This is a genomic window from Faecalicatena contorta (assembly GCF_001404335.1).
Lineage (GTDB): Bacteria > Bacillota > Clostridia > Lachnospirales > Lachnospiraceae > Faecalicatena > Faecalicatena contortus_B.
Genome location: NZ_CYZU01000025.1, coordinates 17,192 through 30,455, shown reverse-complemented (window position 1 = coordinate 30,455; position 13,264 = coordinate 17,192). Strand labels below are relative to the sequence as shown.

The following is a 13,264-nucleotide window of genomic DNA, read 5'->3' as shown; positions in this document are numbered from 1 at the left end:
GTGTGTAAGAATCTTGTGCGGGAGCGTGAAAAGGTCTATAATAAAATACGATGCGGTAAATGTGGCGGAAACAGGAGGCGGAGAAGGAATCATATGGATTTAAAATCAATAGGGCTTAACGGTGTTGGCAATGCGAGGCAGCTTGGCGGATACACCGGAGCCGATAACAGGAAAATCAAAATGAACACGCTGTTGAGGACGGGGAAGCTGGCAGAAGCCCTGCCGGAAGATCTGAAAAGGCTGCGGGACATATACGGCCTGACGGATGTGGTTGATTTCAGGACGACACCGGAGCGGGACAAGGCGCCGGATCCGGAGATAGACGGGGTGAAGAATTATCACGTACCGATTCTGGACGAGGAGAACGGAAGTATGGCCGCAGTTGCAGCGAGCGGCGTATTTACGCCGGAAGAGGCCATCAAATACTTACTGAGCGGCGCGATGGCAGATATGTATGTGGAGATTGCCACGACACCATTTTCCCAAAAAGGATATGCCCGGTTCTTTCGGATTCTTTTGGAAAATGAGCAGGGGGCGGTTCTTTGGCACTGTACAGCGGGCAAAGACAGAGCCGGATTCGGTTCCGTGCTGGTGCTGGCCGCACTGGGGGTGGAGCGCAGCGTCATTCTGGAAGATTATGAGATAACTAACCACTATTATAAGGAAAATATAAAAGCCATGGAGCAGTTTTTGAGAACAAAAGGTTTAGGGGACGAAGCGGTACAGGCCGCGCGCTCCACGGCGGGAGCAGAGGTGAAGCACCTGGTTAAGGCTCTGGATGTGATTGACAGGGAGTATGGCTCTATGGATGAATACCTGCGCAGCCGGATCCTGCTCAGCGATGCGGACAAGGAGAAGCTCAGAAAAAAATATTTGGAAAACTGATCATCACAGTCTTTACGCTGGGAATCAGTTTGTGTTAAACTGGATGCGGAAACAGGCTGTGAGGACATGCTTTTTGACGCTGCCTGTTATATGCAAAAGAAATTTTACTTTAGAAGGAGACAAAAACATGGGAGGCTTTTTTGGCGTAGCTTCAAAAACGGACTGTACGTTAGAGTTGTTTTATGGTGTGGATTATCATTCACATCTTGGGACAAGAAGAGGCGGGATGGCAACTTTTGGGAAAGACGGATTTCAGCGTGCGATTCATAACATAGAGAATTCACCGTTCCGCACCAAGTTTGAGAAAGATGTAGAGGAGCTCAAGGGATGCTTCGGAATCGGCTGCATATCGGACTACGAACCGCAGCCGCTGCTGATCCAGTCCCATCTGGGCAGCTTTGCAATCACGACGGTCGGAAAGATTAATAATATGCAGGAGCTTCTGTCAAAAGTATATGAAAATGGACATACACATTTTCAGGAGATGAGCGGCGGACAGATCAACGCAACGGAACTGATCGCATCCCTCATTTGCAAAAAGGATTCCATCGTGGAGGGAATCCGGTACGTCCAGCAGCTTGTGGATGGTTCCATGACGCTGCTGTTAATGACCACAGAGGGGCTGTATGCGGCGAGAGACAGATATGGACGCACGCCGCTTGTAGTCGGCAGAAAAGACGGCGCTTACTGTGTCTCCTTTGAGAATTTTGCGTACATCAATCTGGGTTATACGGATTATAAGGAGCTGGGGCCTGCTGAGATTGTATTTATCACACCGGAGAGCGTAGAGACAGTAAGCCCGCCGGGGGAGGAGATGAAGATGTGTTCCTTCCTGTGGGTGTATTACGGTTATCCGACTTCTTCCTACGAAGGGGTCAATGTCGAAGAGATGCGGTACAAGTGCGGAAGTATGCTTGCGAAGCGGGACGGGAACAGCGTATCACCGGACATCGTGGCAGGAGTGCCGGATTCCGGCATCGCGCATGCCATCGGCTATGCCAATGAATCCGGAATCCCCTACGCCAGGCCGTTTATTAAGTATACGCCAACCTGGCCGCGTTCCTTTATGCCGACGAACCAGAACCAGCGTGATCTGATCGCCAAGATGAAACTGATTCCGGTGCAGGCACTGATTGAGAATAAGAAGCTGCTGCTGATCGATGACTCTATCGTACGAGGAACCCAGCTTCATGAGACAACCGAATTCCTGTATCAGAGCGGAGCAAAAGAAGTGCATGTCCGTCCGGCATGCCCGCCGCTTCTGTTTGGCTGTAAATTTCTGAACTTTTCCCGCTCCAAGTCTGAGCTGGATCTAATCACGCGAAGGATTATCCAGGAAAGGGAAGAGGAAGTGACGGGGGAAGTGTTGGAAGAGTATGCCAATCCCTGCTGCAGCCGGTATCATGATATGGTAGAGGAAGTGCGCAGACGCCAGAATTTTACAACGCTGCGCTACCACAGGCTGGATGATCTGGTTGCATCGATTGGGCTGTCACCGTGCAAACTTTGTACGTACTGCTTTGACGGAAAAGAATAGAAAATTGCCGGGCAGGCAATGCCTTGGCAAAGGTGAAGGCCGCACACGAAGTATGATGACTTACGTGTGCGGCTTTCCTATTATATAAAACCCTTCGTGGGATGCACACGCCGCGATAAGTTATATAGCCTCAAAGCGGCATCGCGGCGGCGCCAAAGTGTGCAAGCTCCTCATGAGTGAGGAGGCGGGGAGCTGAGGTGTGCTTGCCTGCTTTGGGCTAATCCGCGGATATATTTGACGGTAATAGTCAGTGCAAAGGCTGTTATAAATCCGATGGCAGCGGCGGCAATGGCATGGAAGAGATTGGAGGGATTGCCTTCCTGATAAAACATGAGTACTGTTGACAACGATGGGAAAGAGTATACCGTACTGCACGGTGTAAAGATTCCCTGATAAATCCCACCCGCAAAGCTGGCTGCAGAAGCCACGGCAAGCAGAGATTTTTGGGGGATACAGATCCCGTAAAGCGCCGGCTCTGTGATGCCGGCAAACAGCGCAACGAGTCCGACGGAGAGGTAAGTGGGCCGTTCCAGTGAGCCGGGTTCAGTATAAAATGTGCCCAGAGCCACGCCGGCTATCGATGTCACACAAATGAAGGAACTCACCATATAGCCGATCTCCATGCCGGTATTCCCTAAGCTCTCCAGCACAATAGCCGTAAAGATCCAGCTCGTCCCTGTAATTGTCAGAAATGGGGAAAGTGCAGAAAAAACGGCCCAGGACAGTACCGGGTTGATATCCTGCAATTCAAATATGAACGAAGAAATCCTATTTCCCATGACCGTACAGAGCGGCCCCACGAACAGAATTCCAATTACAGATGTCAAAGTAATAGTGATAACCGGCATAAAAAATGTCCGGAATGTTTTGTGAGAAACTTTTTCCAGAAGCCCGGTCAGTTTTGACATCACGTATACCAAAAGGATAGCAGGCAATACGGAAAATGCATACGAAGCCTTGTATACAGGGAGAAAGAGAAAACGGATCATTCCCTGCGTGTTTAAAAGCTCGATAAAATCGGGCAGCAGAAGAACCGCCGCAGATACCATGGCAATAAGGGGATTGACTCTGAAATGGCAGGCCGATGAGTAAGCCGTAAAAACCGGCAGAAAGTAAAAGGCCGCATTGCTGACCGCGGAAAGGACATCTTCGGTTTGGGGAGAGCGGGTAAATAATCCGGTATATCCAATCAGGATGATCAAAAGTTTTAAAATGCCTGCCGCCATCAGTATCGGGATTACAGGTTTCATACAAGCGGATATGGTATCAAATAATCTGGAAAAGGGGTTCTCGTTCACATATCTTTTCATAATCCTATTCACCTCTTTCTTTTTTCTCTGATTATAATTATAATGAAGTATAGGGTGATAATATATAATTATCAGCACGGATATTATAAAAATCTTACCAAATTGAAGCGGGCTTAAAAGCCGCTGTAGGAATAGAAGTAAAGTGAGACCGGACTATTAGAATACCGCCGGCAGATGATGCCGATTTGTGGAGGATATTTATGGAATTTATTGAACGGAATGAAGTGAAGATGGAGACGGGTATGTTTTTAGACGAGGACTTCCCATTTTTTATTTCTTATAAGCAGATCTCGGATTACAGGGATGGTGAGGTGCTGTCGCACTGGCATGTGGAGTTGGAATATATACTTGTTCTGGAGGGGCGCCTGGATTATATCGGGGAGGATTCAGAGTATACACTGACAGAAGGAGAAGGGGTTTTGGTAAATGGAAATGTTCTCCATTCGTACCGGCGGAACAGGACGGATGAATGCAGATATCTGGTCGTAATCTTTCATCCGTCCTTGATTGGATACAATGCAGCGGGACGTATTTCTGAAAATTATATCTTCCCATATTTTTCCGGAGACCAGGCATTTTCGGATATTCATCTTACCGGGAGGGAACTTTGGCACAGAGAAATTGCCTCCATTCTGCTGGAGGCAGAATCATATTCTGCGGCCGGGGCAGCGGGGTATGAAATGGATATACAGATACTGCTGCTCAAATGCTGGCGGATTCTGTATGAAAAAGTACTATGCGCCGGAGCCGGCAGGCCCGGTAAAAATCCTAAGAATGAGCTGATATATAAGGCAGTCAAATACATACGGGAACATCTGGGGGAGAAAATCTATCTGACCGACATAGCCAGGGCTTGCAGCATCAGCAATACGGAGTGCTGCAGGATGTTCAAAAGGCAGGTGGGGCAGAGCCCGATGGAATATGTGAAGAAGTACAGAGTCAAAAGAAGCCTGGATTTTCTGGAAAATAAAAACTGCAGTATCATGCAGGTGGCGCAGATGGCCGGATTTGAGAGCCAGAGTTATTATACAAAGGTATTCCGCAGCATTATGAAATGCACACCACAGGAATACCGAAAGGAAAATAAAAGAGTGATTGACAATGACGAAACGTAACAGGGCGGAGCAGTCTGCGGCTGCCCCGTCCTGTCGATTGCGTTTAAATCTCCACTGCCCCGCTGTTTCCGCCGCAGGTATAATAAGCCTTCCGTTCTTCCGGCTTGAGATATATCGAGAGATCCTCCAATTCAGGTAACCCCTCACTCATGCACTTTTTTCTTACCCTTTCTATGACTTCATCAGCCAGGTATTCCTGATCCTGATATTGAATATATAAGTTGGCTTTGCCCGCCGGTACCTGTACAGCGGACGCCGCGGTTACTGCTTGCTTCTTCTGTTTTTTCTTCTCAATTCTTTTGCTCATGTTTTCAGCTCCCTTTTTTATAATGTCTTATGAATTATAGTACTTTTGGGACAAGAAGTCAAAAACCAATGGCTGGCAGCCGGAATTACAATTTACTTAATTCATTTTTGGCCCCGGCCATGATAAGTGCTGCATTGTTTTCCGCAATATCCAGCCCTTCCGCTGCAAAGAATCGAACCTTACCGATACCAAACATCCCGCAAAGATCTCTTATATATTGATCCGCCGAATTACGTTCCCCAATATAGCCGCCGCAGGTGGTGATATACATAAGTTCCCTGGCTCTGCACATGGGAACCGGCAGCCCGGCTTCGGAATAGCGGAATGTAATTCCGTTTACGCAGATATGCTCAAAATATACCTTCAGGGAAGAGGGAAAGGAGAGGTCCCAATAGGGTGCGCCGATCAAAACCGCATCGGCCAGTGCAAATTCTCTGGCATACTGGAAGCCGGGAGCCGAGTAATCATGGTTTTGGATATCTGCGGCCCGCTTTTCCAGCATTTGTTCCGTATATGGCATAAGGGATTCCTTTTGCAGATCCACTTCCTGAATGGTCCATTCTTTTTGTAAGCCTTCCATGTAAGCCCTGCACAGCTGCAATGTTCTGGATTCTGCTCTTACACATGAGTTGATGAATAATAGTTTCATATATTTCCTCCGTAATAGTTCCTGTTTTGCTTTTCAGGAGATTCTAAGGTATTATATCCCAAATGGGGCACAGTGGTGCCCGTCTCTTACGGGGTCCTGTGACTGGATACATATTTCAAAGATTTCTGCGGCCGGAAAAATAACCGGGGGCGACGATTTCTTGTGTTTTATCTGTGCTGTCCGGGGAAAAAAGATAACCGCAACATCTGTTTTTTAGTATCCAATCTCAATAAAGTATTGTATAATAAAGCAAAAGGTTTATGGGGTTGATTAACGCAGATGAAAGGCCCGGTACGGCGGCCGCCGGAGGGGCCGGGCAATGGCGAATGATTGAAAAAGACAGGTGAACATAAATGATTGAGAAGGATAAGATTTATCCCGTTATCGTAGATGAGAGTGAGAATATTGTATATATATCAGATCCTGAGACATATGAGGTCATTTATCTGAATCAGGCAATGAGGGATACGCTGGATTTAAAACCGGGCGAAGATTACCAGGGGAGACGCTGCTATGAACTGCTGCAGGGGCAGAGTGCACCGTGTAAGTTTTGTACGAATGGTTATCTGATGAGAGATAAGTTCTATACATGGAAGCATTATAATGAAAAGCTGGGCAGGCATTTCAGCCTTCGGGATAAGCTGATTGAGATCGACGGGCATTTGTTCCGCCTGGAGATCTGCGTGGATATCACAGAGAGCGAGGAGCTCCATAAAAATCTGGAAAGAAAGCTTTCGATCGAAGAGACCCTGGTGCAGTGTATTCATATGCTTTCTGAGAATCAGGATATTGATATGTCAATCAGTGGTCTGCTGCGCATTATTGGGGAATTTTTCCAGGCGGACAGATCCTATATATTTGAATGCAATTATGAGGACGACATCCTGGTCAATACATATGAGTGGTGCAATGAGGGCGTCATTCCCCAGAAGGAGAATCTGCAGCGTGTTCCGAGAGATGTAACCGGCCATTGGATGGAGCTTTTCCTCAATAAAGGGGCGGTATATCTGCCGTCTGTTAGCAGCCGGGTAGAGGAAAAGGCTCCGGAAGCGGACATACTCAATCAACAGGGGATTGGCTGCCTGATGGCAGCGCCTATATGGGAGGCGGAACTGCAGAAGGACGGAGAGAAGACGCTGTATGGATTCATAGGTGTGGATGATCCGACGCGCGGAGTGGAACATATCAAGCTTCTTCAGTCGGTTGCGCATTTTATATATAATGACGTACAGAAGCGGCGTATGATTATGAAACTCGGGGAAATGGGCAGGATTGATGCGCTTACCGGCCTCGGAAACAGAAATTTTTATATGGAAAAACTAAAGGAGCTGGGCGGACAGAAACTGAAATCGATGGGGGTTGTTTTCTGTGACATTAACGGGCTGAAATATGCGAACGACCACTATGGTCATGCTTATGGCGACAAAATGATCCGAAGTGTGGCACAAGGGATAAAGCAGACATTTCCGGAGAATGCATACAGAATCGGCGGCGACGAGTTTATCGCGCTGTATGTGAATGGTACAAAGGCGGAATTTAACAGCCGTTTGGAAGCCCTGAAGAAGTATGCAGAAAATGAATGCATCTGTGATTTCTCTATGGGGGTTAACTTTGGAGAGGGAACCTTTGATGTGGAAGAGCTTATTGGCGGCAGCGACAATATGATGTACTTGGAGAAGCAGACTTATTATGGCAGCATGATCTCAGGAAAGCCAGCCTATCATAAGGCTGTGGCAAGGCAGCTTGTCAGGGAGATAGAGACAGGCAGGTTTGAGGTGTTTCTGCAGCCAAAGATCTGTCTGGAGACAGGAGAGATGGTGGGGGCGGAAGCCCTGCTTCGGCAGAAAGGGGAAGACGGAGAGTATTATCTGCCGGAACAGTTTATAACGCTGTATGAAAAGGAAGGCGTGATCCCATTTCTGGACTGCTTTGCGTTCGAGGAAGTATGCAGGATGCTGCAAGAATGGATGGCAGCAGGAGGGAAGCCCGTTCCCGTGTCGGTAAACTTTTCCCGTATCAGCCTGATGAAGCGGGGGATTGTGCAGAGTCTTGCTGAAATCAGGGCGAGATATGGGGTTCCGGAAGGACTGCTTGTATTGGAGATCACGGAGAGCATCAGCAAGATGGAACCTTCAGCATTACAAGGGTTAATAGACGAACTTAAAAAATACCATTTTGTTGTGTCGCTGGATGATTATGGCTACCAGTATTCAAACCTTGCGATTTTGTCAAACATGGATTTTGTGGAATTAAAACTGGACAAAAGTTTGGTAGAGAACCTGAAGGACAATCCGAAAGCAAGGGTGCTGGTGGAAAATTCGATCGAGATGTGCAGACAGCTGAACCAGGTTATTTCCACCGCGGAAGGCATTGAAGATGATGAACAGCTGGACATTCTAAAAGGCTTTAACTGCAACATGGGGCAGGGATTTCTTTTTTCTCATCCTCTGCCCAGAGATGAGTTTTTCAGGAAATTTGGGAAAACCGGCGGTATTCCCAAGGGAGGCTGATTGTGTGGAGAGCCTGTAGTTGTTCAGGCAGGCCGGAACAGTTACGGGATTTTAAAGAAATGATTTAAAAAAATTAAAAAATTAGATTATAGGTATTGCTTTTTGTGGGAAGGTATGATATTATATCACTCGTGTCAGAGATGACGCGGGTGTAGTTCAATGGTAGAACACCAGCCTTCCAAGCTGGATACGTGGGTTCGATTCCCATCACCCGCTTAAAGAACAGCCTTATATCAAACGGAGATCCGGTTTTGATATAAGGCTTTTTTGTATAATAGGAAAGAGATTAGCACGTTCCTATCACATAACCAGATAATTTCACAGATTTTCTCAAAAAGGAAGTTGAGAAGTTACTCCATTTAAAGTATAATTACTTTATTCTATGTAAAACCAAAATATAAATGTTTCGAAATACTTCAGGGGGGAGGTTTTCGGATACTACAAAAAGAAAAGAGGAAGATTTAATGAACTGGACCGATAACGTTGTAATGAGGGCGCTTAGCAGGGTATGCGATTTTATGCTGCTGAACATCATGTGGATCATATGCTCCATTCCGATCATCACAATCGGGGCATCCACGACCGCTATGTATACCGTCATGCTGAAGCTGGTAAAGAACGAAGAAGGTTATATTGTAAAAGGATTTCTGGGGGCATTTAAGGAGAACTTCAAAAAGAGCACCATAATGTGGCTGATTCTGCTGGTCGTTGGAATCATAATCGGAATCGATATCCGTTTCTCCGCGGTCATGGAGTCAACGATGCGTACCATATTCCAGAGCATCTTCTTAGTGCTCGGCGTAGTCTGGCTGTGTATGGTAATCTATGTATTCCCTCTGACGGCGCGCTATGAGAACACGATCAAGAATACATTCAAAAATGCAGTACTGTTATCCGTAGCAAAGCTTCCATATACAGTATTAATGCTTATCATCACGGCTGGGCCGGTTATCATCACCTTTTTGAACACACGGAATCTTCTGATCGGCATTGCAGTATGGCTGATCATCGGCGTGTCACTGGTAGCCTGGCTGAACTCATTCTTATTGCGTAAAGTTTTTGAAATATTTCATACAATCAAGAATTAGGAGAAAATGGAAAGCAAAGGGGTCAGACCCCTTTGAATAGGAGAGGACAAGGATGAACTTTTTAGAAGAGAGAATTTTAAAGGACGGGATTGTGAAGGAAGGGAATGTTCTGAAGGTGGACAGTTTTCTGAACCATCAGATGGATATTGACCTGTTTGATGAGATGGGGAAGGAATTCAGAAAACGCTTTGCGAATAAGCAGATTAATAAGATTCTGACGATTGAGGCATCCGGGATTGGGATTGCATGCATTGTGGCGAAGCATTTTGATGTTCCGGTTGTTTTTGCTAAAAAGTCCAAGAGCATTAACCTGGAAGGGGAGATGTTAGTGGCTGAGGTGGAGTCTTTTACGCATAAGTGCAAGAATAATGTGATCGTTGCTCAGAAGTTCCTTTCTTCGGAGGATCATATATTGATAATCGACGATTTCCTGGCTAATGGCTGCGCGCTGCAGGGACTGATTCAGATTGTGCAGTCTGCGGGGGCCGTGGTTGAAGGGATTGGAATTGCGATTGAGAAGGGCTTCCAGTCCGGCGGGCGTATGATCCGGAATCTGGGTTTCCAGCTGGAGTCTCTGGCCATCGTGGAAAGTATGGATGCTGAGAGCGGGACGATCAAATTCCGTGAACAGTAGGAATTGGATTTGTACGAAAAAGATGTTACAATAGGCACCAACAAGGCAATGCCTGTATAGAAGGGAGCTGTATTTCATGGGGGAAAAGAATCAGGAACTGATCCATAAACTGAAGGACGTTAAAAAATCAATAGTCTCCAAAGAACTGCGCGGTGATGACTGGGAAGATATGCAGTCGGCCGCGAAGAAACTGGAGGAAGTTGTAACCTATATCAATGACTGTACCGGCAGAGGGATTTATTTTGAGTAGTCAAATTCACCCACCAGTATATGGGCTTGTCTTCGATATGGACGGGCTCATTTTCAATTCGGAAAGAGTCGTGCAGCGGTCCTGGGAACGGGTGGGGACGGAGCTGGGCTATGTACATTTTGGGGATCATATCTATCATACGATCGGGTTTAACGTAAAGAGGCGCGAAGAATATTTTAGGAAAAATGTGGATCCTGATTTCCCGATGGCGGATTTTTCAGTGATGACCCGCAGCGAATACCATAAAATTGTGGCTGAAGAGGGGCTGGAAATAAAACCTGGAGTGGTGGAACTCCTGAAATATGCGGCGGATAAGCAGTACAGAATAGCACTCGCCACTTCTTCACGCAGAGAGCATGCACGCACGCTCCTGATGGAGCAGGGGCTGTGGGAGTATTTTGACGGCGCGGTATTTGGAGATATGGTAACATGCAGCAAACCAAGTCCGGAGATTTATCAGAAAGCCTGCGCAGCGATCGGGGTTGACCCGGCCAATGCAGTGGCGCTGGAGGATGCCCCTTCCGGTATCCGGTCCGCAGTGTCGGCGGGGATGCGCGCCATTATGGTGCCGGATCTGGTAGAACCCGACGAGAAGATTCTGGAAATGGCATGGCATCGATTTGACACCCTTTTCGATGTCCTGAGGCTGTTGCAGGAAGGATAATTACAGGAGAAACAGTATGCTGAAATCATATATCGCATTTGACCTGGAGACGACCGGGCTGAACCCGGAACAGAATGAAATCATCGAAATTGGCGCACTGAAAGTGCGCGATGGTAAGGTGCAGGAACGTTTTATGGAATTCGTCCGCCCCACAGAGAACATTTCTCCGGTTGTTTCGGAGCTGACCGGAATCACCAACGAGATGGTCGCGGGCGCCAGAAGCAGCAGGAATGTGCTTCCTGACTTTTTGGATTTCTGCGGGGATGATATTCTCATCGGGCACAATGTTATTTTTGACTACAGTTTTGTGAAAGTAGGCGCCATGGCAGAAGGACTGGATTTTGAACGCGCCGGAATTGATACGCTCAGGATTGCGAGAAAAGTACATAAAGATATGGAATCGAAAAGCCTGGGCTGTCTGTGTGATTACTACTACATCGAGAATCGTGCCGCCCACCGTGCCTATCATGATGCGCTGGCTACGGCAAAGCTTTATCAGACACTGGCACATTATTTTGAGGAGAAGGAGCCAAAACTTTTTCAGCCGGTAACACTAAGTTATAAACAGAAAAAAGCCATGCCTGCAACTCCCAAACAGATTGGTTTTTTGAAGAAACTGATCCTGAACAATGGGATTCAGCTGGAGTGGGATCCTGATACAATTACAAAAAATGAGGCGTCAAAAATGATTGACGATATCATAAATAAGCGAATCTGATAACCGGTTATATAAGGAGCCTGCCCGGAAAGATCCTGTCTTTCTGCGGCGGGCTTTATTTTTAGAAAATGTATGAAAATAATAATAATTCCTGTTTTGTGTTGACCCGGAAAATTTTAACAGCTATAATAGAACTAATTACTGGTATCAGAACGGCAGAGAAATGCAGAAAAGAGGAGGATACAATATGGCAAAGTATAAATGTGGAGTGTGTGGATTTATTTATGATGAGGAGAAGGAAGACGCGCCTTTTTCAGAACTGACGGTCTGTCCGGTGTGCAGACAGCCGGTCCGTGTATTTGAAATGGAAGGGGAGGCAGAGGAAAAAAAGGAACATGAGATTCCTTCTGTGGAAAAGAATGTAGATCCGCTGGCGTATCCTCCTGAGTTCTACCGGAAAGACGATTCCTGCCGGTATATGGAAGAAATCCATCAAATGGCAGTGAGCGGAAAAACCATCATCGAGGCAATGGGTACGAAGATGCCGATGCCGTGCTGGGACGATATCCTGCTTTTGGGTGCACAGCTTAATCCGCCTCCTCTGGATGAACATGCTCCTGTAAGTATCAAAACGGTGATCGGAAAAAAAGCGGAAAAGCCCATGGTGCTGGAAGGTCCTGTTTACATATCCCATATGTCATTTGGAGCATTATCCAGGGAGACAAAGATTGCGCTGTCCAAAGGTTCTGCAATGGCAGGGACAGCCATGTGCAGCGGAGAGGGAGGCATTCTCCCGGAAGAGATGGAGGCAGCGCATAAGTATATTTTTGAATATGTTCCGAATAAATACAGCGTAACCCCGGAGAATCTAAGGAACGCGGATGCCATTGAACTGAAGATCGGTCAGGGAACCAAGCCCGGAATGGGAGGCCACCTGCCGGGAGGAAAAGTGACGCCGGAGATTGCAGCGGTTCGGAATAAGCCTCTGGGCAAAGATGTGATCAGCCCATCAAAGTTCGAAGAAATCAACAATAAAGAGGATTTGAAAGATTTGGTGGCTCAGCTCCGCCTGGCCTCCGGCGGGCGTCCGATTGGGATTAAAATCGCCGCAGGGCGCATTGAGAAGGATCTGGAATTCTGCGTTTACGCGGAGCCGGATTTTATCACCATCGACGGAAGGGGTGGTGCGACAGGCGCAAGCCCGAGGCTGGTCAGGGATTCTACCAGCGTGCCTGCCATCTATGCACTTTACCGTGCGAAAAAGTATCTGAGGGAAAATGGGGCAGATGATATCAGCCTTGTGATCACCGGAGGCCTGCGGGTGTCCTCTGATTTTGCAAAGGCAATCGCGATGGGCGCGGATGCCGTTGCTGTTGCATCGGCGGGCCTGATTGCCGCCGCATGCCAGCAGTTCCGCATCTGCGGAAGCGGTAACTGCCCGGTAGGGGTTGCAACGCAGAATCCGGAATTGAGGGAAAGGTTTAAGTTAGATGCAGCGGCCAGGAGAGTTGGGAATTTCCTGAACTGCAGTTTTGAAGAATTGAAGACATTTGCGCGGATTACCGGACATGAAGATATTCATGATCTGAGCGTGGATGATTTGTGCACGATCAGCAGGGAAATCTCAGAGTACACGGATATACCGCATGCCTGATCT

General features: G+C 47.2%; 13 protein-coding genes and 1 tRNA gene. 11 read left to right on the top strand and 3 right to left on the bottom strand.

Features of this window, described 5'->3' with window-relative positions; translation table 11 throughout:
• Positions 1–93: 93 nt before the first annotated feature.
• Both ARB69_RS13540 and ARB69_RS13535 read left to right on the top strand, forming a co-directional pair.
• Positions 94–885, top strand: coding sequence for a tyrosine-protein phosphatase (locus ARB69_RS13540; RefSeq protein WP_050640453.1), 792 nt, complete (start codon positions 94–96; stop codon positions 883–885).
• A 127-nt stretch (positions 886–1,012) separates the two neighbouring features.
• Positions 1,013–2,422, top strand: a complete 1,410-nt coding sequence (locus ARB69_RS13535; RefSeq protein WP_050640452.1) for an amidophosphoribosyltransferase — start codon at positions 1,013–1,015, stop codon at positions 2,420–2,422.
• A gap of 170 nt (positions 2,423–2,592) precedes the next feature.
• Here ARB69_RS13535 and ARB69_RS13530 read toward each other — a convergent pair whose 3' ends face one another.
• The gene (locus tag ARB69_RS13530) at positions 2,593–3,732 is read right to left on the bottom strand and encodes a PTS transporter subunit EIIC (RefSeq protein WP_055153654.1); all 1,140 of its coding nucleotides are present in this window, start codon (positions 3,730–3,732) and stop codon (positions 2,593–2,595) included.
• A gap of 200 nt (positions 3,733–3,932) precedes the next feature.
• On the opposite strand from ARB69_RS13530, the gene ARB69_RS13525 reads away from it, so the two are divergent.
• Positions 3,933–4,847, top strand: coding sequence for a helix-turn-helix transcriptional regulator (locus ARB69_RS13525; RefSeq protein WP_055153652.1), 915 nt, complete (start codon positions 3,933–3,935; stop codon positions 4,845–4,847).
• 43 nt (positions 4,848–4,890) lie between these two features.
• On the opposite strand, the gene ARB69_RS13520 is transcribed toward ARB69_RS13525, so the two are convergent.
• Both ARB69_RS13520 and ARB69_RS13515 read right to left on the bottom strand, forming a co-directional pair.
• Positions 4,891–5,154 carry a DUF6465 family protein gene (locus tag ARB69_RS13520; RefSeq protein ID WP_055153650.1) on the bottom strand — a complete coding sequence of 88 codons (264 nt, stop codon included), beginning with the start codon at positions 5,152–5,154 and terminating at the stop codon, positions 4,891–4,893.
• A gap of 85 nt (positions 5,155–5,239) precedes the next feature.
• Positions 5,240–5,803 (bottom strand): NAD(P)H-dependent oxidoreductase, encoded by a 564-nt coding sequence (locus ARB69_RS13515; protein WP_050640448.1) that lies wholly within the window; start codon positions 5,801–5,803, stop codon positions 5,240–5,242.
• A 353-nt stretch (positions 5,804–6,156) separates the two neighbouring features.
• Between ARB69_RS13515 and ARB69_RS13510 the strand changes: the two genes are divergently transcribed.
• The 8 genes from ARB69_RS13510 (at position 6,157) to ARB69_RS13480 (ending at position 13,261) form a co-directional block, all read left to right on the top strand.
• Positions 6,157–8,313, top strand: coding sequence for an EAL domain-containing protein (locus ARB69_RS13510; protein ID WP_055153648.1), 2,157 nt, complete (start codon positions 6,157–6,159; stop codon positions 8,311–8,313).
• 145 nt (positions 8,314–8,458) lie between these two features.
• A tRNA-Gly gene (locus tag ARB69_RS13505) sits at positions 8,459–8,529 on the top strand.
• Between the two features lie 248 nt (positions 8,530–8,777).
• The gene (locus tag ARB69_RS13500) at positions 8,778–9,401 is read left to right on the top strand and encodes a YesL family protein (RefSeq protein WP_050640446.1); all 624 of its coding nucleotides are present in this window, start codon (positions 8,778–8,780) and stop codon (positions 9,399–9,401) included.
• A 52-nt stretch (positions 9,402–9,453) separates the two neighbouring features.
• Positions 9,454–10,035 (top strand): xanthine phosphoribosyltransferase, encoded by a 582-nt coding sequence (locus ARB69_RS13495; RefSeq protein ID WP_055153646.1) that lies wholly within the window; start codon positions 9,454–9,456, stop codon positions 10,033–10,035.
• Positions 10,036–10,111: 76 nt separating this feature from the next.
• The gene (locus tag ARB69_RS27200) at positions 10,112–10,285 is read left to right on the top strand and encodes a hypothetical protein (protein ID WP_167702498.1); all 174 of its coding nucleotides are present in this window, start codon (positions 10,112–10,114) and stop codon (positions 10,283–10,285) included.
• Between the two features lie 37 nt (positions 10,286–10,322).
• Positions 10,323–10,949 carry an HAD family hydrolase gene (locus ARB69_RS13490; protein ID WP_174518411.1) on the top strand — a complete coding sequence of 209 codons (627 nt, stop codon included), beginning with the start codon at positions 10,323–10,325 and terminating at the stop codon, positions 10,947–10,949.
• Positions 10,950–10,965: 16 nt separating this feature from the next.
• Positions 10,966–11,667, top strand: coding sequence for a PolC-type DNA polymerase III (locus ARB69_RS13485; protein ID WP_055153642.1), 702 nt, complete (start codon positions 10,966–10,968; stop codon positions 11,665–11,667).
• A 187-nt stretch (positions 11,668–11,854) separates the two neighbouring features.
• Positions 11,855–13,261, top strand: coding sequence for a glutamate synthase-related protein (locus ARB69_RS13480; RefSeq protein ID WP_055153640.1), 1,407 nt, complete (start codon positions 11,855–11,857; stop codon positions 13,259–13,261).
• The last annotated feature ends 3 nt before the right edge of the window (positions 13,262–13,264 follow it).

Coding starts and splice junctions, on each gene's coding strand:
- ARB69_RS13540 (WP_050640453.1), top strand. CDS start 94: ATGGATTTAAAATCAATAGGGCTTAACGGTGTTGGCAATGCGAGGCAG.
- ARB69_RS13535 (WP_050640452.1), top strand. CDS start 1,013: ATGGGAGGCTTTTTTGGCGTAGCTTCAAAAACGGACTGTACGTTAGAG.
- ARB69_RS13530 (WP_055153654.1), bottom strand. CDS start 3,732: ATGAAAAGATATGTGAACGAGAACCCCTTTTCCAGATTATTTGATACC.
- ARB69_RS13525 (WP_055153652.1), top strand. CDS start 3,933: ATGGAATTTATTGAACGGAATGAAGTGAAGATGGAGACGGGTATGTTT.
- ARB69_RS13520 (WP_055153650.1), bottom strand. CDS start 5,154: ATGAGCAAAAGAATTGAGAAGAAAAAACAGAAGAAGCAAGCAGTAACC.
- ARB69_RS13515 (WP_050640448.1), bottom strand. CDS start 5,803: ATGAAACTATTATTCATCAACTCATGTGTAAGAGCAGAATCCAGAACA.
- ARB69_RS13510 (WP_055153648.1), top strand. CDS start 6,157: ATGATTGAGAAGGATAAGATTTATCCCGTTATCGTAGATGAGAGTGAG.
- ARB69_RS13500 (WP_050640446.1), top strand. CDS start 8,778: ATGAACTGGACCGATAACGTTGTAATGAGGGCGCTTAGCAGGGTATGC.
- ARB69_RS13495 (WP_055153646.1), top strand. CDS start 9,454: ATGAACTTTTTAGAAGAGAGAATTTTAAAGGACGGGATTGTGAAGGAA.
- ARB69_RS27200 (WP_167702498.1), top strand. CDS start 10,112: ATGGGGGAAAAGAATCAGGAACTGATCCATAAACTGAAGGACGTTAAA.
- ARB69_RS13490 (WP_174518411.1), top strand. CDS start 10,323: ATGGACGGGCTCATTTTCAATTCGGAAAGAGTCGTGCAGCGGTCCTGG.
- ARB69_RS13485 (WP_055153642.1), top strand. CDS start 10,966: ATGCTGAAATCATATATCGCATTTGACCTGGAGACGACCGGGCTGAAC.
- ARB69_RS13480 (WP_055153640.1), top strand. CDS start 11,855: ATGGCAAAGTATAAATGTGGAGTGTGTGGATTTATTTATGATGAGGAG.